Annotated in this window: 16 protein-coding genes and 1 pseudogene; 1 reads left to right on the top strand and 16 read right to left on the bottom strand. The window is 43.7% G+C overall.

What is annotated here, in order from left to right; genetic code table 11:
• Nucleotides 1-50: 50 nt before the first annotated feature.
• From FGT79_RS00555 to FGT79_RS00520, 8 genes are all read right to left on the bottom strand, one after another.
• The gene (locus FGT79_RS00555) at nucleotides 51-3,182 is read right to left on the bottom strand and encodes a carbohydrate binding domain-containing protein (RefSeq protein ID WP_138750852.1); all 3,132 of its coding nucleotides are present in this window, start codon (nucleotides 3,180-3,182) and stop codon (nucleotides 51-53) included.
• Between the two features lie 497 nt (nucleotides 3,183-3,679).
• The gene (locus tag FGT79_RS00550; protein WP_138750851.1) at nucleotides 3,680-4,765 is read right to left on the bottom strand and encodes a YhgE/Pip domain-containing protein; all 1,086 of its coding nucleotides are present in this window, start codon (nucleotides 4,763-4,765) and stop codon (nucleotides 3,680-3,682) included.
• Between the two features lie 98 nt (nucleotides 4,766-4,863).
• On the bottom strand, nucleotides 4,864-5,319 hold the full coding sequence (locus FGT79_RS00545; RefSeq protein ID WP_171056023.1) for a MarR family winged helix-turn-helix transcriptional regulator: 456 nt from the start codon (nucleotides 5,317-5,319) through the stop codon (nucleotides 4,864-4,866).
• Between the two features lie 227 nt (nucleotides 5,320-5,546).
• Nucleotides 5,547-5,969 carry an adenosylmethionine decarboxylase gene (gene speD, locus FGT79_RS00540; protein ID WP_138750849.1) on the bottom strand — a complete coding sequence of 141 codons (423 nt, stop codon included), beginning with the start codon at nucleotides 5,967-5,969 and terminating at the stop codon, nucleotides 5,547-5,549.
• A 3-nt stretch (nucleotides 5,970-5,972) separates the two neighbouring features.
• On the bottom strand, nucleotides 5,973-6,860 hold the full coding sequence (locus FGT79_RS00535) for a carbon-nitrogen hydrolase family protein (protein ID WP_138750848.1): 888 nt from the start codon (nucleotides 6,858-6,860) through the stop codon (nucleotides 5,973-5,975).
• Between the two features lie 15 nt (nucleotides 6,861-6,875).
• Nucleotides 6,876-8,414, bottom strand: a complete 1,539-nt coding sequence (locus tag FGT79_RS00530) for a bifunctional GNAT family N-acetyltransferase/carbon-nitrogen hydrolase family protein (RefSeq protein WP_138750847.1) — start codon at nucleotides 8,412-8,414, stop codon at nucleotides 6,876-6,878.
• Nucleotides 8,415-8,532: 118 nt separating this feature from the next.
• Entirely contained in the window at nucleotides 8,533-9,156 is a 624-nt protein-coding gene (locus FGT79_RS00525) for a class I SAM-dependent methyltransferase (RefSeq protein ID WP_138750846.1), read from the bottom strand.
• 133 nt (nucleotides 9,157-9,289) lie between these two features.
• On the bottom strand, nucleotides 9,290-10,192 hold the full coding sequence (locus tag FGT79_RS00520) for a DsbA family protein (protein ID WP_138752867.1): 903 nt from the start codon (nucleotides 10,190-10,192) through the stop codon (nucleotides 9,290-9,292).
• Nucleotides 10,193-10,345: 153 nt separating this feature from the next.
• Between FGT79_RS00520 and FGT79_RS00515 the strand changes: the two genes are divergently transcribed.
• Nucleotides 10,346-10,681 (top strand): winged helix-turn-helix transcriptional regulator, encoded by a 336-nt coding sequence (locus FGT79_RS00515; RefSeq protein ID WP_138750845.1) that lies wholly within the window; start codon nucleotides 10,346-10,348, stop codon nucleotides 10,679-10,681.
• Nucleotides 10,682-10,744: 63 nt separating this feature from the next.
• On the opposite strand, the gene paiA is transcribed toward FGT79_RS00515, so the two are convergent.
• The 8 genes and pseudogenes from paiA to FGT79_RS00470 form a co-directional block, all read right to left on the bottom strand.
• A complete protein-coding gene (gene paiA, locus FGT79_RS00510; protein WP_138750844.1) occupies nucleotides 10,745-11,281 on the bottom strand; it encodes a spermidine/spermine N(1)-acetyltransferase in 537 nt (178 codons plus the stop codon).
• 15 nt (nucleotides 11,282-11,296) lie between these two features.
• Nucleotides 11,297-11,749 carry a MarR family winged helix-turn-helix transcriptional regulator gene (locus FGT79_RS00505; protein ID WP_138750843.1) on the bottom strand — a complete coding sequence of 151 codons (453 nt, stop codon included), beginning with the start codon at nucleotides 11,747-11,749 and terminating at the stop codon, nucleotides 11,297-11,299.
• Nucleotides 11,750-11,911: 162 nt separating this feature from the next.
• Nucleotides 11,912-13,318 carry a glucuronate isomerase gene (uxaC, locus tag FGT79_RS00500; protein ID WP_425464981.1) on the bottom strand — a complete coding sequence of 469 codons (1,407 nt, stop codon included), beginning with the start codon at nucleotides 13,316-13,318 and terminating at the stop codon, nucleotides 11,912-11,914.
• Between the two features lie 92 nt (nucleotides 13,319-13,410).
• A pseudogene (gene larC / locus FGT79_RS31725) lies at nucleotides 13,411-14,901 on the bottom strand (nickel pincer cofactor biosynthesis protein LarC).
• Nucleotide 14,902: 1 nt separating this feature from the next.
• Complete coding sequence (gene larB, locus FGT79_RS00485; RefSeq protein WP_138750839.1) at nucleotides 14,903-15,655, bottom strand: nickel pincer cofactor biosynthesis protein LarB; 753 nt, start codon at nucleotides 15,653-15,655, stop codon at nucleotides 14,903-14,905.
• Between the two features lie 29 nt (nucleotides 15,656-15,684).
• A complete protein-coding gene (locus FGT79_RS00480) occupies nucleotides 15,685-17,154 on the bottom strand; it encodes a gluconokinase (protein WP_138750838.1) in 1,470 nt (489 codons plus the stop codon).
• Between the two features lie 4 nt (nucleotides 17,155-17,158).
• Complete coding sequence (gene larE / locus FGT79_RS00475) at nucleotides 17,159-17,998, bottom strand: ATP-dependent sacrificial sulfur transferase LarE (RefSeq protein ID WP_138750837.1); 840 nt, start codon at nucleotides 17,996-17,998, stop codon at nucleotides 17,159-17,161.
• 15 nt (nucleotides 17,999-18,013) lie between these two features.
• Nucleotides 18,014-18,784, bottom strand: a complete 771-nt coding sequence (locus FGT79_RS00470; protein ID WP_138750836.1) for an SDR family oxidoreductase — start codon at nucleotides 18,782-18,784, stop codon at nucleotides 18,014-18,016.
• Nucleotides 18,785-18,789: the final 5 nt, after the last annotated feature.

The raw sequence follows: 18,789 nt of genomic DNA, 5'->3' as shown, positions 1-18,789 counted from the left end.
CTTTTATGGAAATTGAGAGAGACAGCATCATCGCTGTCCCTCTCATCATTTCAGTTTAATATTAGCTGTGCTATAGCGGCCATATCCGCAATATCAATCACATTGTCTTGATTGTAATCTGCCTTCATATACGTATTGTTCCAATCCGCATCGGCGGACGTTTTCCCATAATAGGAGCCTACTATAGCAAGGTCACCTATACTGATCCTGTTATCCGCGTTTAGATCCCCTCGTTTTTGAATCTGAATCGTATGAGAAATGCCATCCACTTCAAACTCATCTCCTTGACTGTTTGCAACGACAATATCGCTTAAGGCAGTGACCGCTTCTGTGATCTGAGTCGAAGGCTTGGCTTTGAACGTAAATTTCAACCAATCCCCGTTAGGTGCAAATCCCGTCCCTTGTGCTGCTGCAATGACTCTTACTTTCCCAGGCTCAATTTCCTGTCTACTAAGTACAGCAAATCCCGACTTCAAAGAAATGGCGTCGATAAATTCTAGCTTCGCAGAGTCGAATGTGACTACCAGATCCTGCGCGTAGATGTTTTCAAACCCATTTACATTAAAATCTTTCAGACCGTACGTCAGCCCAAACTCTGCCCCGCTGTATATCTGATCGACACCGACAAGTGTTGATTCATTGCTGGATTCCGTAACCCTGCTAATAAAGAAATCATCCAGATAGACATCATCCAGTGAGCCGTCTGACTGGAAGTACATGATTGCGCTGCTAACCGTGCCTGTCCATGTAATATTTTCGACACCGATAATTTCCGTGAAATTTTCATGGCTTATCATTGTTATTGGTGCCGTGAACCATCGTGATCCCGCGCTATCTGTAATATTAAGCGTTACGAATCCCCCGGCAGAGCTGTCAGCATACTTCGCCCATACCCCAAAGGAATACGCTCCTTGTCCATTAACATTCAGTAAGCTTGTAATGTCTTGATTGGCTCCAGCCCAAGTATCTGTACGATTAAAAGCCCAAAGTGAATAATTGCCCGAATGTGCATAGATATTGCTCACATCAATGGAAGCCCCTTGTGCAGCCCATGGCGCTATACCTTCTTCAAATCCAGGATTAACAAGCTCAGTAATATCTGCTAAAGTGGATGCGCTTGCCACGTTGGATAAGAGGGATACATTCGGGATATCGTTCTCTGTTTTAATAGCAAAATAATAAAGGCTGTCAGCCGTTAAAAAAGGCACAGTAACGGACTGTGAAGTTCCAGAAGATTCAGGGAATGGTCGATTTCCCAGTCTCGTAGCACTTGACCAACTCGCATCGGTTATTGGTGAGGTCGAGTAGCGGATATCATAACGATTCGCCGTTCCTGTAGCCCCATCTCTTCCTGATGCTGTCCAAGTTAAAACCGCTTTATTATGATCAATTGAACTTATCGCAAGATCTGTAATTGCACCAGGGACCATGGAAGCACTTGCAGCATCATGTCCACCACTCGTGAAAGCTACAGTAGGTGCCCAACTAATCACATCATGGACTGCGCTGGTTCCTCCATTATTCACCTCAAACCTTATCACATCGTTCTGAGTGATAGATATAGCGTCCAAATTCGTCGCATAGCCTGCCAAATCGTCGGATGAGATTAACTGTGCAGCTTGATCAGCAGGCCAAATAACTTGACCGTTTTTGGTCACGCGAGCCAGTGCACCGTCCCCACCGATTTCATTCTTGAATACTTGTCCTCGAATGCTAAGCACGCCGTTATATGGAGCAGTCCACGCGTTAGATATCCAATGGTCTGCTGAACCAGAAGCGCTTAAATTAAATTGTGAAATATAACCGCCTGCTGTCCCGTACCAATTCTCAGCCAGATCATAGGTCAAGCTCGAGTAGCTATTTCCGTCGAATAGGTGATACGACCAGTTTCCTGTCGTTCCCGTCGCTCCGAATTCGTTTGCAGCATTATTAATTTTGTCAGCGGACGGAATGGACACATTATTAGATATATCCGACCATTCGATAAATTTACTTTCATCAATAATGAATTCATTCTCGAAGAACAGGCTGTCTTTAATGGTTCCAGTTGATTGCCCTGTATCGCTCGTTGCCCAAATGGCCCCAACCCCGTTACGAACAAACGTGTTGCCTAGCACTTCGTTGTTGCTATTGAAATCGGTACCGAATCTGTCCGGAACGACACAATTACATAGCAGCCATTCCAAAGCTCCTCCATAGTTATTAGCAAAATAATTGCCTCTGAAATGATTGGAGTCATTTTTCCCTTCGTTGTCGATAGCAGATTGATCAGTCGAACCCGTGTCCGGTGTATTTAAAAACAGATTATTGGCTATCGTCATATTCTGAGTCCCGAATAGAAAGCTTGCCGTTGTTCCACCACTCTGATTTACGTTGGCAGCTTTGTCTATCCGATTGTCAATCCAATACGAATTTTTTGTACTCATAAATACGAGCGCCTTGGCAGAAATATCATGCAGATGATTGTTTTTGACGACTACGTTTTGGAATGTGCTCGTCGGTGCTGCAGAGTTGTTATGCATAACAACAATGCCATACGAGGATGTTGGACCGATCTCGTTATGCGAAATCTCAACATCTTTCACCAGCCACTGTCCTGAAGTTGGAGTTGCCGCAATATCAGCACTTCGAACTTGCATCGCTATGGCATTAGGGCCTCCTACCATACTATGGATATAATTGTCTCGGAATTTAATACCTTGATGACCCGTTGTGGAGTACAGAAACTGCGGCCCTACGCCTGCATGACTGAATTCCAAATTGCGAACTTCCCAGTAATCAGCATTCAATAACGTAAGCGTCTTATCCGTCGCATTGTTATTTCCGCGAATGACAGGACGATCACCTGTGCCATAGCTATCGACAACGATCCAACTGCTTAGCGTTCCTGTCCCTCCAGCAGGCTTAAACTCTTGTGTCCAACTACTTCCCCGCTCCAGATAGATTGTGTCACCTGCTGCAAATGTCTTTGTATTCACATTCGTGAAATCACACCATGGGCCTTCGTTTCCAGCTGTGAGCGTTCCAGAGCTCCCTGTGTTCTCATTGCTGCAGGCATTATTACTTATGTAATAATTAGCCGCGTACGCAGACGTAGGTGTGCTGAATAGCACAACTAGCATGACGATGAAACTGAAACCGAATACATAATAAAAATATGATGCTGTAAGCTTGCTCTTCATCCTGTTCTCGCCCCTTTAAATTATGGTATAGGGTATCCATGGAATGAACTCCATAATGATACCGCTTACATTAAAAATGTTATCATATTCATTTGGAGCGGATAATGGATCACCGTTACTTTTATAGTCCTATGATGACTATAAAGATCGTTATTTTGTTACAACGGGAGTTCTTATCTTTTTACTATTTCAGATACCGGAAAAAGACCCACTTTATTCAAATTCCATATGATTCGTTATATAGGGATGCTAACTAGTCCGCATTTTCTAAGCTTAGGGGCACTAGCGCAAATTCACTTTAACACGCAAAAAAACGGCAAACCATAAATGGGTCTGCCGTTTTGTCATTAAATAGCACTGTATAAAGACTTTTTTTCCATGTCTACCTTAAGGGGAGCATATCGCTTTCTTGACAGTTCTATTCTTAGTATAAGGGCGTTCAACTCATCTTAAACAAAAAGACATTCATATACATTTTGCTTTTAATTCCCTTTTCTTTAGTGATGTGCGGCAACTGATGCTTGGGCAGCAGGCGCTGTTTTCTTCCTCCTGGCCACACACACCACCGTAACTCCCCAGCTTATGCAGGATATCAACAACAGGTTAATAATATACGAAGAGATTGATCCGCCGCTGCCATAAATGAGCTTCATATAACCTTGAATTGCATTTGGCGCAGGTAGGAATTGACCGATATTTCGATAAGGAGCAGTCAGCATCACAGCAGGTATAATGTTCCCTGCTGTCAACAGCTGAAGCGGAACTAAACCAACATTAAACAAAGGACCAGCCTGTCCGAATAATGCAAACGCCATTTGCGTTACGCAAATGCAAGCTAAGTATACAACCATATGAAACGTCCACATGGTAATGAAAGAACTGCTTACATCCACGAAGAGCATTGCCGCAGCGGTAATAATGAACGGAAAAACGATTGTAAGAAGCAATAAAAGCTTCTGACGGGCGAAGAAGATTTCCCATTTGCTAAACGCACTTTGCAGCTTAAGCGATGATAAATTCAATTGAATGTTCATTGTCATAACGGCAATATAAGAAATAAATCCAAGAATCATCGGAAGCATCGTCGTGGAAAAGTTGCTCACGCTGTTCGTCTTCACAAGTTCCTGATGTACGGGCAGTTCGTTCATACCTGCTAAGCTTCCGCTTACATTGCTCGTAATTTGAGCCGCAACGGATTGCATCATTCCTTTTGCAAGCTCTGAATTGGCTTCATTCACATAATAAGTAATCGCGCCGTTTCCTTTATTTTGCACATCATCCGCCAGTTGATCAGCAATGACAATAATCATATGAATCTCGCCTTCGTTCATTCTAGCCTGCGCATCCTCAAGATTAGCCATTCTCTCTGCATGGAAAGGTGCTTCATTCTCGATTTGATCCGCAATGCCTGCTCCTTGCGTGCCTTCAGTTGCCACAATCGCTACATCCAGCTTATCGAGCCGTTCTGACGCTCCGTCATAACCCGTCATCCATATCATAACAAATAACAAAGGTACGATTAATCCAAAGACCATACCGATCACTGTCGTAGGGGCCTTCATAAAGCTTTTGAATACGTTCACGCTAATTCCTCCATTATCTACTTATATACTGTCATCTGATATATATGCATATGCATGTATGTGCGCGAAAAAAAGTGGGGTTCAACATACCCCAGCATTCAATCTACATCTTCTAATTTGGAGGCAGTACCTAAATTATCATACAATTTATTAATAACACTAATAAATACGTCGATATCGTCCTCCGGAATCCCCTTCGTGGCTTCATCATGGATATGTTCAACATGTGAAATGAGAAGCTCGCTTAGCTCTCTTCCTCTTGGCGTTAAGTACAGTAGAAATGCTCTCCGGTCGGACGGATCATCCTTCCGTACAATAAGCTCCTTCTTCTCCAGCTTATCGAGCACCTTGCCTATGCTCGTCTGATCCCTGACTACCAGCTCGGACAATTGCTTCTGAGAAATACCGTCATTGCTTGAAAGTCGATTAAGAACCCCATATTGCTGCGGCGTAATATCATAAGGCAGCAGTACTCGACTCAACACTTTTTTGTTCGCAATACTTGTTCGCGTGAGCAGAAATCCGATCGAGCGTTGATTGATGTCGAACCCCATATTAATTCCTCCATCACATAAAAATACATGCATATGCTATTATCAATTTCATTATTATATACCCATCTCAATGAAAAAGCCATAACCACTTTGTTGAATGGGTTCGTAGAAACCATCTGCTGAATTATTTCGAAGGTGTTTAATAAATAGAGCAGGCGATTTTAGCACCTGCTCATTAGAATTACTTATTGTGTTACCGTATAATCAAACCTTATTTCTTAACTTTCCTATACATCCGATTGTCCCTCGTTAAGCGTCTCTATCGGTTCGTTCGAACTCAAAATACGAACGTCCATCGCTCCCAAACCTCTCGTTATCTTCACTTCTGATGTGGATTCAGGCTTCAAAAAAGCTAGCATAGCGCGGATCGCCACTTCAGGGTCTACGTTCTCACCGCAGGTATAGCAATCAAGTGCAGCAAAGCCCTTCTCCGGATATGTATGAATAGACATGTGGCTCTCCGACAACAGAATCAGTACCGTGGCGCCTTGTGGCTCGAATTGCTGAGATTGAACGGATAATATCGTTGCACCACTCGCTTCTGCGGCTTGTACCATCTGTGTGCGCAGCAATTCCGCTGCATTTAAATATTCGAACTTTATTCCCCAAGCATCTACCGCTACATGCCGACCATACGTTGAATATTCCACCACTCAACACTCCTCTATTGTCATTTTGTCCCTTTGCTTCCCGTATAGAGCAGGTCGGCGGTCATAAAAAGGCGCGACAGCGCCATGCATGCGATTATTGTGAAGCAGGCTGAAATCAATTTCTCCTATCGTGAGCTCATTCTGATTCAGCTCTCCCACCTGTAAAATACCAGATTCTGTAAATGGAAAATCACAAGGGGAGAATATCCCCGCTTGGCAATAGCCTTGATCGATCTGAGGACGAGCTTCCGTCAACGACCCTACGAGCCCGCTAAGCGCAACGAATACTTGGTTCTCGATAGCTCTCGCTTGGCTGCAATAACGCACTCGGTAATATCCGAAAGCGGTATCCGTATAGGAAGGGCAAAGAATGAGCAAAACTCCCTGCTCCGCAGCCATTCTCGCCAATTCAGGAAACTCAATGTCATAGCAGGTTAGAATCGCCCATCTCCCCCACTGTGTGTCAATGATGTTCAGCTCATTTCCTTCAGAGAGGGGCCATCTCGTTCTTTCCTCTGGTGTCAAATGAAGCTTGTTCTGCTCTTCGATACGGCCATCTGGGAAGAATAGGAACGCTTTGTTGACAAACCTATCTTCTTCCCGGCAAATATGAGTACCCGCCAGAATCATCATATTAAGCTCACGGCTGCTGCGCTGAATAAAAGTCTTATACCTATCGGTGTATGAATCTAATAGCAGGCACGCATCTTCATGACTCAGAAGAGGATGGCACCCAAGCAGCTGCGCAGTGACATACTCAGGTAAAATAAGCAGGTCTGCACCTTTTTCGGCTGCATCACGAAGCTTAAACGATAATCCAGACCAGAACAGCTCTTCGGATGCCACATCCGATAGGCCATATTGAGCTACTGCGACGGTTAGTCTATTCATTGGGTTCTTCCTTGTCTATGACCGAATTTGAAGAGAATAGATGTCCGTACGGCGATCGCGAAAAGTGAGTACATCAGTCGATTTCCGGTGGCGCTGCAAAATCTCCATATCGACCTCGGCCATAATAACCGTCTCCGTATTTTCACTGCATTCCCCTGCAATGCCGTCTCTTGGAAACGAGAAGTCCGCTGGCGTATAAACACCCGACTGGGCATACTGAATATCTACATTGTCCACATGCGTAAGGTTGCCCACCGTTCCCGAGGTAACCGTGAATACTTGGTTTTCAATTGCACGTGCCTGTGCACAATACTTGATACGCAGAAATGCCTGACGATCCTCTGCACAGAACGGTACGAAAATAATTTGAGCCCCTTCTTCCGCAACGATCCGCGAAATTTCAGGATATTCAATATCACTGCTTAGCTGAATCGAAATCTTACCGCAATCCGTATCGAATACTTCCAGCTTCGAGCCGCCGTTAATGCCCCACCATCTCCGCTCGTTCGGCGAGATATGAAGCTTATACTGCTGCTCAATCGTGCCGTCCCTGCGGAAGAGGTGGCCTACGTTATAAATCCGATTGTTCTTCTCGACGAAATGAGAGCCGCCAATAATATTTACGTTATATTTTACCGCCAGTTCTGAGAAGAGCTCTACGTACTGGACGGTAAACGTGCTAAGCTTGCGAACGGCAAGGCTGGGTGAGCGTTCCTCCAAAAATGAGAGCAGCTGCATCGTTACATTTTCCGGAAATACGGCAAAATCCGATTTGTAGTCCGCAGAAACATCGACGTAATGCTCACACTGCGTCGCAAATTCCTCGAAGGAATCAATTTTTTTCATCATATATTGAATTACGCATATTCGTACGGGAAAGGAAAGCTTGTAATGCGTTTTGCTGCTGCTTATTTTATAATCGATATTATTCCATTCCAGCAAAGCGGCAAAGTTTTTCGAATCCTCGTCATCGGACAAATAGTTCGTAATGATTCGCTTCAGCGTAAAACCATTCATCATTTGAAAGGTAAGCACAGGATCGTAAATGTTCTGCTGAAGCACCTCTTCCGCATATTCTCTTGGGGACATCTCGTCGCTATGCTTGTGATACCCCGGAATACGGCCTCCGACGATAATACTCCTAAGATTCAGCTTCTCGGCGAGGCGCTTGCGCGCCTCATACAGCCTTCTGCCGATTTTCATTCGACGGTAATCGGGGTGTACCATAACCTCCATCCCGTACAAGCTGCCACCACGCGGGTTATGATTGCGAATAAACCCTCGATCAGTAATTTCAGAATACGTATGCTGCTCCAAATAATCATCGAAATTGACGATCAGGCTGGAGCAGGAGCCAATAATTTCACCATCCAGCTCCACGCATATTTGTCCCTCTGGAAAAATACGGATATGACTTTCCAAATGATCGACTTGCCAGGGGTTCATGTTAGGAAAGCAAATATGCTGCAGGTTGATGATTTTGGAAAAGTCTGCCGCTTCTATGTTTCGAATGATCACTTTCTTTTCAAATTGCGAGATTTGATCGGATGTCATATAGTCTCCTCATTCAAGCGTTAGTTTCACTTTAGTATACGAGGAGACCTTTATTGGCGTATTAATGGATAGTCATCGGATTGTAAACTTTTGAAATTGCTGTTCTATCCTTCTATCGTTATTTCTTGCATGTTATCGTTATAAAATGAATTGGGGGTTTATTTTCCGCATGCTTGCTTGGCTCATCTATTTCTGACAACTCTACCAGCCCATAATGTTCAAAATCTTGTTTTACGGAATCAGCATCATAAAAAAACATTTTTACGCCGTCCATGATCTCAAAATAGTCTTTATCCAATTGTTTTCCTTTTCCAAACATCGGAGCTTTTTTCGAAACGGTCGTAAATATCATATATCCATTCGGTTTTAACTGATTATAGCAATCACTAATAAACTTTTCTCTCTCTCCTTTATTCAATAAGTGAATGAGTGCATGGCAGAATATACCGTCATATTGTTTGTTATCAAAAGGCATGTCTGTTACCGAACCATGAAAAATCGGAATAGCTAGACCATTCTGTCTCGCCAAATCAATCGCTGTTTTTGAAATCTCAATACCGGTTACATCGATTCCATTGTCAATGAACACCTTTGCATTTCTGCCATATCCGATACCTGGCACCAGTACGTCCTTCACATTCTTTTCATGAAAAAAGTCCTTTGTCACAGCAGCAGAGTCTGTAGGCTCAAATCCCCACATCGTTTGTTTTTCTATAAAACTGGCTTCCCAGAATTCCGTCATCGCTCTGTCCCCTTTATGTTTTCATCTAGTATAATGCTTTTCTGTGTATCAAAAAAGCCACCTCGAAAGGTGGCTAGCATAGAAAAAATCTTCATTTCAATCGAAATAATGTTAATGAATTTAGTGCCTGGTTTTAGTTATTAGTCGTAACATACGTTTCATCTAAAATTTGATGCAGGGTAAAGGATCGTTCTTCCAACTCAGAATTAATATAATTTTCCAAACTGGCCTGCTCAATGTCGTACATGATTTCTAACTCTTTGGAGAATAGCAGCTGTTCTTCCTCTAATAACTTGGATAGACTCGGAAGGTTATTAGGCTTGAGCTTCTGTTTTGAAATTTGCTGAAGAGCGTCCACGTACGTTTTCAAAGATTTTGCCCCTCCGATTTTAACCCCTTTATTGTCCTCGTTTACCAAGATGATCGTTGGAAATCCTCTTACACCGAGTGACGCTGCCAATTGAAGGTCCTGATCCAGCAAATCCTGCGCCGCATCTAAGCCTGACTCTTCAACCACGGTCTTCCCATTTAAACCAAGCTGATCGACGATTCGAACGAGTACCTTCTCCTCTCCAATATTCTGATTGAACACAAACACGGCCTCTCTTGCACGACGCAGAAATTCATTCTCTTTTCCAGCATGTTTACTCTGAATAACCTTGAAGACACGTGACGGTGGATATGATGAAAGAATAGGGTTCGAATGCCATAACGTCCCATCAATTGGCATACGAGAATGAACACCAACCTCTTTCCAATGCTCCGCTACATCAGATGGCTTCTGTATGCCATTTGCTTGATCAGCGAACCCATTCCAATGAGGCAGCAAGCCTCCCATAACGACTTGTATATTGAAATAATGTCCGTACTGGCGAATAAATCGATTTAGTACAGGCTCAAGTGCCCAGCAATGTGAGCAGATTGGATCTGTCACATAATACATTGTAAATTTTTTATTTATTTGGTTAAGGTCAATAGATTGAATAGAATCTTCATCCGCAGCACCACAAACTCCTGTTTCTAGATCACACATCATGTTATTTTGATCGCTCAACTTCTCCACCCCATTGTTCAAAGTTTGATTCATCATGTCTCTTGTATGGTATGATTATAATACTTGATATTATTTAAACAAGTACTATTATATTTATAACCAAGTATCAAAAAAGTGACTAATAGAGGTGATTATATGAAGTATGATTTCAAAATGAATGAGTTATGTCCTGCAACTTATGCTTTCCAAGTTATTGGTGGAAAATGGAACTTACCTATTCTAGCCATAATGAGTGAAAATGAAGTTATCCGTTTTAATGAACTAAAAAGAAGATTGGTCGGTGTTACAGGTACTACATTAACAAATTGTCTCAAAGATCTCATTGAATATGGCATTATACATCGGGAACAATTTAATGAAATTCCTCCACGTGTGGAATATTCTCTCACGGATGCTGGCAAAGAATTAGTACCTATGCTCGAATCCCTTGTTTTATGGGGGCAAAAAAATATAGTTATGATGAATCAGTAACGCTTATGGAGCTTTACACTAAAAGGACAATCCACTCATCTACGACGACGGTGAACTGTCCTTTTAATTGAAATAAATATGCTCATTCAACGATTTGGTCATAATTAAATCTAATTGTTCTTCATCCCCCATATAGAAGGAGTGGACTCCTGTTCGAACAAAGCCCATTTTTGTATAGAAGGTAATGGCACTTTCATTTATATCCCAAACGCCCAGCCAAATCTTCTCTTTTTTCTGCTCCGTCGCTACTTCTATCGCTTTTTTTATTATAGATTGGCCAAGTCCCTGTCTATGCCATACTTCCCTTATATAAATCCTCTCAATTTCAAGCGCAGCATGACCCATATTTTCAGTTTGAGCATCATCCGTGTTTAGTTTTAAATACCCCGCGACTTCCTCATTTGAATAAATAAAATAAAATGCCGATGAGCTATTTGACATTTCTTTTTCTAATTGGTTGACATTAAATGCTTTTTCCAAGTAAATTTTCATATTTTCGGGTGAATTTAGGTTTTTAAAGGTATCATAAAATGTTTCGATACAAATCTTCTGAAGGATTTCTAAATCTTCAAATGTACACTTTTTTATCATGACAGTCATGCACTTGTCCACCTTTTAATATATTCTCTTGTTTCCCTTTTTTACAAACTCCCAATCCTTCTCTACATTCGCTCTGACTTTTTGCAGCAGGTTATGAATCGCTTCCACATCACTTTCAGTCAATCCAGCAAGTGCGACCCTATTGGAATAATCATTTTCCCTTCTTATATACGGGTACACAGTCAGCCCTTTCTCTGTAGGAAATAGCTTTTTAATTTTTTGATTAGATGGATCATCCTTCTTCTCAATAAAACCATTAATCTCTAATTTTTGTATAGCACGCGCTGCAGTTGTTCGGTCAACCTTGATCATTTCCGCCAACTTTTCTTGAATAATGCCTGGATTCTCAACGATCCGCACAAGGTACAAGTATTGTCCTTTTGTAAGGTCAAATGCTTTAAATTCAATATTACTAATAGAATCCAATGCCCTAGCAATCATCCCAACCTCACGTAAAATCTCTTTCAAGTTGCAACCCCTATACGATTTTATTTTTCAATTATAATACTAAAATAGTACTGTTTTTTATTGCATTTGCAACAATAATACCAATTAATAAAAAAACAGAAGCCCTCTAAAAACAAGGAGCTCCTGCTTAACGTTTTTATATTTAGACTACTCGATTCTCCATTATTCGAAAGAGAAATACTTTTCGGCATTATAATAACATATTTGTTGTACAATCTCGCCTAGCTGCTCTTTATCATTAGGGTACTCGCCTTTTGTGACCCACTCACCGAGCAGGTTGCACAAAATTCGCCGGAAATACTCATGCCGTGTAAAAGATAGAAAGCTGCGCGAATCAGTAAGCATACCTACGAAACGGCCTAGAAGTCCAAGTTCAGCTAGAGATTTAAGCTGAACGATCATCCCCTCCTTCGTATCATTAAACCACCAGCCCGATCCAAACTGCATTTTCCCAGCAATACCACCGCCTTGAAAATTACCGATCATCGAACCAATCACTTGATTCTGCGCTGGATTAAGCGAATACAGAATCGTCTTCGGAAGACCGCCTTCGCTCTCTATCGCATCCAACAATTGGGATAATGGTCTAGCTATTGCGCCGTCATTAACTGAATCATAACCAGCATCAGGGCCAAGTCGCTTGAATGCAGGCGTATTATTGTTTCGAAGTACATTCATATGATATTGCATCGCCCAACCACGAGCAGAGTACAAATTTCCCAAGTAGACGAGTAAAGCCGTTTTATAAAGCTTCTCTTCATTGGGGTTTATTTCACCTCCTGCAAGTACTTTGGCGAATACCGCTGACACCTCATCCTTAGTCCCACCAACAAAATGAATATCATTCAGCCCATGATCGGAAACTCGACAACCGACTGAATGGAAAAAGTCGACGCGGTTTTCAAGTGCCTGCAGCAGACTGTCATAATCTGAGACGGCGATGCCAGAAGCACGCTCCAGCTTGCTAATCCATTCCAAGAAATGATTGCCCTTGATATCAAGTCCCTTATCCGGACGGAAGGTTGGCAATACCTTTACATCAAAGGTAGGGTCCTGTTGGATCAGAACGTGATATTCAAGTGTGTCTGTCGGATCATCCGTCGTGCATATGACTTGGACATTCGATTTCACAATGAAATCTCTTGCGCCTAGACTCCCCTCAGTAAGCAGCTTATTCACTTTCTCCCAGATCATAGGAGCAGTATTGCGATTTAGTATTTCGTTGATACCGAAATATCGCTTCAGCTCTAAATGAGTCCAGTGGTACATCGGATTACCGATCATTAGTGGAACTGTTTCGGCAAAAGCAAGAAATTTGTCATAATCGCTCGCGTCACCAGTAATCAGTTGTTCTTCAATGCCATTAGCCCGCATTAATCGCCATTTGTAATGATCCCCGGATAACCAAACCTCCGTAATATTACGATACTTCTTATTTTCATACATTTCTTGAGGATTCAAATGACAGTGATAATCAATAATCGGCATATGTTTGGCATATTCATGATACAAAGTATGGGCAATCGGGTTTTCTAATACAAAATCCTCATCCATAAATACTTTTTCCACAGTCATCCTGCTCCTTTTCTTTACCTGTAATCGATGAAAAATTTATGTTAAAATCAACCATATTTAAAAACCTGGCGATTCGCAATTCCACTCTAATTACTCAAATCTTGCTTCATTAATTCCGCCCTGCGAACGGCATCATATACGTTCTTGAGCGGAATGCCATATGTCCTCGCGATTTGTTTGCAATCCTCATATTCAGGTGCCCATTGGACGACTTCTTCGCCGTATAGTCCTTTCTTCACCGTAATCGGTCCCCATTCGGTATGCACGGTTACAAATATACGCTCTAGGCGATGGACGGACAAAGGGTAATATCGGATACCCAGTGTAGTCGTCTCCCTGAATAGGATGCTTTTCATTTCGTCCACTTTGCGTTCGGAGCAAAGCAGCTGCAGAAGCGTGCCTGGCCTGTTCTTCTTCATAAAGATTGGCGTGTAATAGACATCGTTAGCTCCATGTTCGAAGAGAAGATCCATCACGTAGCCAAGCAGTTCTCCTGACATGTCATCCAAGTTCACTTCCATTTTCACCATCTCGCAATCGATATGCTCATTTGGCGGTGGCAATTGCTTACCCATCAGGAGTACTCCTCTTCTTTTTAGTTATCTCAATTATTCGCCGATCATGACGCGCAGCACATTAGGTTGTTCAGGGAACGTCTTTGTTCCTGCACCGTAACCGATGGACGTAATGCTCAGTGAAGGCAATGGACCGAAGCTTTCCGCTAGAACCGAAACAATTGCCGCGCCTGTTGGGGTCGTAAGCTCGCCTCTTATATGCGACTGCTCAATAGGTATACCTTTTAGCATTTCAAGCGTTGCTGGTGCAGGTACAGGATATATGCCGTGATCAATACGGATTTTACCCATGCCGACTGGGACTGAGGAGCAAATAACCTTCGAAATTTGCAGCTGATGAATCAGAATGGCCGCCCCAACGATATCGACTATCGAATCAACAGCTCCTACCTCATGAAAGTGAACATGCTCTAGCGGGATGCCATGAATTTTGCTTTCAGCTTCCCCTATTTTCCGGAAAATCGATAAAGCCATTTGCTTGACCTTATCCTCTAATATGGAATCCTCAATTAAGCGAGTGATATCCTTGTACGCCCGATGATCATGGTGATGATGGCCGTCGTGTGAATGATGGTCATAATGGTGATCATGATTGTGGTTGTGGATATGATCATGACTATGGTCGTGAGAATGTGAATGCTCGTGGTTATGTGAAAGATCATGTTCGTGTGTATGCGTGTGGCTATGTGTATGAACATGTTCATGGGTATGCTCGTGGCTATCTGTGTGCACATGGCTATGTGAATGATCATGAGCGTGCTCATGGCTGTGCTCATGTTCATGTGCATTCTCGTTTGACAAAGGCAGGAGCACCACATCGAATTTCACAGCGGTGATGCCGTTTTTGACGACTGTTTCCCGCTTAAGCTCGTATTCGCCGTTGATAGCAAGCTTGCTCAATTCCTCCTTGAGCAGATGCAGATCACCGCCCGCGTCGAGCATTGCTCCAATGAACATATCTCCGCTAATGCCGGAGAAGCAGTCGATATATAACGTTTTCATGTCAGCATTCCCCTTTGTGAATAAGTTGATGGATAAGCGCGGCGTTGTAGCCGCCTCCGAAACCGTTATCAATATTGACGACGCTGATGCCTGAAGCACAAGAATTAATCATGGTCAGCAATGCCGACAGTCCGTTGAAGCTTGCTCCATAGCCGACGCTTGTAGGAACGGCTATGACTGGATGAGATACCAAGCCGCCAACTACACTTGCAAGCGCCCCTTCCATTCCAGCTACGACAACGGAAACCGTCGCTTGTTGAATTTCCTCAGCATGATGCAGAAGGCGATGTATCCCTGCAACCCCGACATCATAAATGCGATGAACCTTGCTCCCCAGCACTTCAGCAGTAACTGCCGCTTCCTCCGCGACGCTTATATCGGATGTGCCTGCTGCGATCACGGCAATATATCCTTGACGTACTATGCGTAATTGTTCGAAGCGTTTCCAGTAGAGAATTCGAGAAGTGCTGTCATAGACGTATTCTGGACATACACTTCTAATCGCATCCGCTTTCTCCGCAGTAATCCGCGTAACAAGCACCTCGTTGTTTTGCGCTTGCAGCGACTTTCCAATGCCAATAATCTGTTCTACAGACTTGTTCTCACCATACACAATCTCAGGGAATCCTTGTCGTTTTTTCCTGTGATGATCGACCTTTGCATAGCCGAGATTTTCGAATGGTGCCATCTGCTTCAATGCATCCTCGACACTCATGCTTCCGTCCTGTACCTGCTTTAAAATCCTTTCTAGCATGCTGCCCACCTCCTAGCATTTTGAGTGGCTTAGAATAAAGGCACAATACGAGCTGCGAGTTCCTCGTATCGCTTGTAGATCTCTTCATACTTCCAACTATTCTCACGATTAGGAAGTACCGGATCACTCATTGGAATATTATTCTTTATATCCTCGAAACGCTCTTCTTCCTTAATTGCGACCAATGCTGTCCATGCTGCTCCCCACGCAGCACTGTGATGGTTCTCTGATACACAAATCGCCGTATTGAATACGTCAGCCATCATCTGCAGCCAGATTGGTGATCGTGCTAAGCCTCCACTAACATAAATTTGCTTCGAAGGGCCTGCCAGGTTCTCCAGCGCCCGATAGATTTGATATAAGTTGAACGTAATACCTTCCAAGACCGCTCTTACATAATGAGCTTTCGTATGTGTCATCGTCATGCCGTAGAAGTTGCCCCTCGCTCTTTGGTTCCAAAGCGGCGCGCGTTCGCCGTTAATATAAGGCAGGAATAGCAGCCCTTCGGCGCCGGGAGAAGATTGATCAGCCACCTCTAAAAAGCTTTCGTAACTGCCGGAATCGTTCAGCAACTGCTTTAACCACTGCAGCGCGATGCCCCCGTTGTTCGTCGGTCCGCCAATAATATAGGAATCACTCATAAAAGAATAACAGAACGTTTCCCCGCCTGGACTGACCTTCGCTTCGCGGGTAAATTGCCGAATCGCTCCGCTCGTTCCTACAGATACAGCCACCTCGCCTGCCAATAGTGCTCCGGTTCCCAGATTGGACAACTGGCCATCAGCAGCTCCGATTACGAACGATACAGATGAGGCTAGTCCCATTCGCTCCGCGAGTTCTTCGTTTAATTGTCCTAATACGGTCGTTGGCGGTACAATCTCAGACAGCTGATGTGTATGAATACCCGCAAGCTCCAGCAATTCCGTATCCCATTCTAAAGTGATTGGATTAAACAATCCTGTAGCCGAGGCCATCGAATAATCGATCAATCGTCTGCCAAACCAGCAATAAGTAATATATTCCTTAATAGACATAAAGTACGCAGCCTGATGGTATGCCTCATCTTGTACCTCTTTCATCCAGAGCAGCTTCAGGAAAGGCGTCATGGGATGAATAGGTGTCCCCGTCTTCGCATACAAACGATTGCGCTTTTCTGCCGTCATCTGTTCAGCTTGTTCTGTTCCTCGACCGTCCGCCCAAATGAATGCAGCGGATAAAGGCTCGCCTTGCTCACTTACAGGCAACAGTGAGTGCATGGCAGCGGAGAAACCGACCGCTATAATCTGTTCTCTATCTATCTTCGCCTTGTTTACAGCCTCCCTGACGGCTTGAACCGCCAGCCGTTCAATCTCGGAGGCATCCTGCTGCGCCCAGCCTTGCTCTGGATATTCCGTAACAATCAATAATTCCGCTTCCGTAACGAGATTTCCGATACGATCGAATAAGCATGCTTTCACGCTCGTCGTTCCAATATCGAGTCCCATAACATAATTAGACATGCGATTACCTTCCTTTTTGCAAATCGAGTGAAGATTCAGCTTCCAGATTAAGTGATTTGTTCATACTGCCACTCCGATAACCAAGCAAATCCAATGTGACGAATTTATAACCATAAGACTGCAAACGTTCAACGATCACCTCATGATTGAACAGAACCGCAGCCATATCACCGGCTTCGACTTCAATTCGAGCAATATCTTGGTGTGTTCTCACACGAACTTGGCGAATATGAAGCGATTTCAAATAGGCTTCAGCACGCTCCACCTTTTGCAGCTTCTCATTCGTAATGGTTTCCCCATACGCTATCCTGGATGAAAGACACGCGAAGGAGGGCTTATCCCATGTCTGCAGACCCAATGAGCTGGATAGCTTACGAATCTCAGCCTTGTACAAGCCCGCTTCCAATAGTGGTCCACGAATCCCTCTTTCCTTAGCGGCCTGCATGCCCGGACGATGCTCATTCATATCGTCAGCGATAACGCCATAGACAATATTGGCGAACCCCTTCTCCTCGAGGAGAGGAAGCAAATGGTCGAATAGACTGCTTTTGCAGAAATAACAACGGTTTTTATTATTTTCTGCATAGCCGGGAATAGCAAGCTCGGAGGTCGATATAATCTCGTGACGTACACCAATTAGCGCTGCCAACTGCTCTGCTTCCTTCAGCTCGCTTGTTGGATACGTTTCGGAATCGGCCGTTACAGCAAGAACATGCTGCTCACCCAACGTGTCTATGGCAGCCTTCAACAAAAACGTACTATCAACTCCTCCCGAAAATGCAACGACGACTGATCCCATCTCACGCAAAATTTGTTGCAGGACAATATATTTATCCGAAGTCACTTTCTAGCCCCCTCTCTAAATCGTCATGCTGCCGAAACCGCCGTCCACTCGTAAGAGCGTCCCAGTGACAAATCCGGATGCTTTGTCCGAAGCGAGCCAAACTGCTGCGCCTTGCAGCTCCTCAGGTTTTCCAAACCGATTCATCGGCGTATGCCTCATAATAGAGGCGACACGTTCTTCGCTTAATATTTTTCGATTCTGTTCCGCTGGAAAAAATCCAGGTATAATCGCGTTTACCCGAATCCCTTGCTCCGCGAACTCGCGAGCGAGAAACTGTGTAACACTATTCAAACCTGCTTTGGACACGGAATACGTGAAAACCTTAGATAATGGCGTGATAGACGAAACCGAAGAGATGTTAACAATACTGCCTTGCCGTCCTTGCTCAATCATACGCTTAGCGAACACTTGGCAGGTGAGAACGATACCTTTCAGATTCACATCCATAATGTCATCCCACTCTTCCATTTCCAGCTCAAAAAATGGAGTAGGACTATTCTTGCCCGGCGCGTTGAACAAAATGTCACAGCCACCTGTCCATGCTTCGATTTCAGATGATAATTGGACAAGCGACTCTTTGGAACCGACGTCGGCTTGAAATGCTTTTACACTTCCTCCGTTGCCTGCTATTTCTTCAGCTACCGATTTCGCTTTTTCAAAGTTCCGGCCAACAATTGCGACTTGTGCCCCGTGAGCAGCTAAGCCTGCAGCAATCGCAGATCCAAGCACGCCATTGCCTCCCACCACTACAGCCGTCTTCCCCGTCAAATCAAACAAGTTATCCATTTCTG

It is taken from the genome of Paenibacillus sinopodophylli, from assembly GCF_005930355.1.
Lineage (GTDB): Bacteria > Bacillota > Bacilli > Paenibacillales > Paenibacillaceae > Pristimantibacillus > Pristimantibacillus sinopodophylli.
The sequence above is the reverse complement of the archived record's forward strand: the minus strand, read 5'-3'. Positions and strand labels throughout refer to the sequence as shown.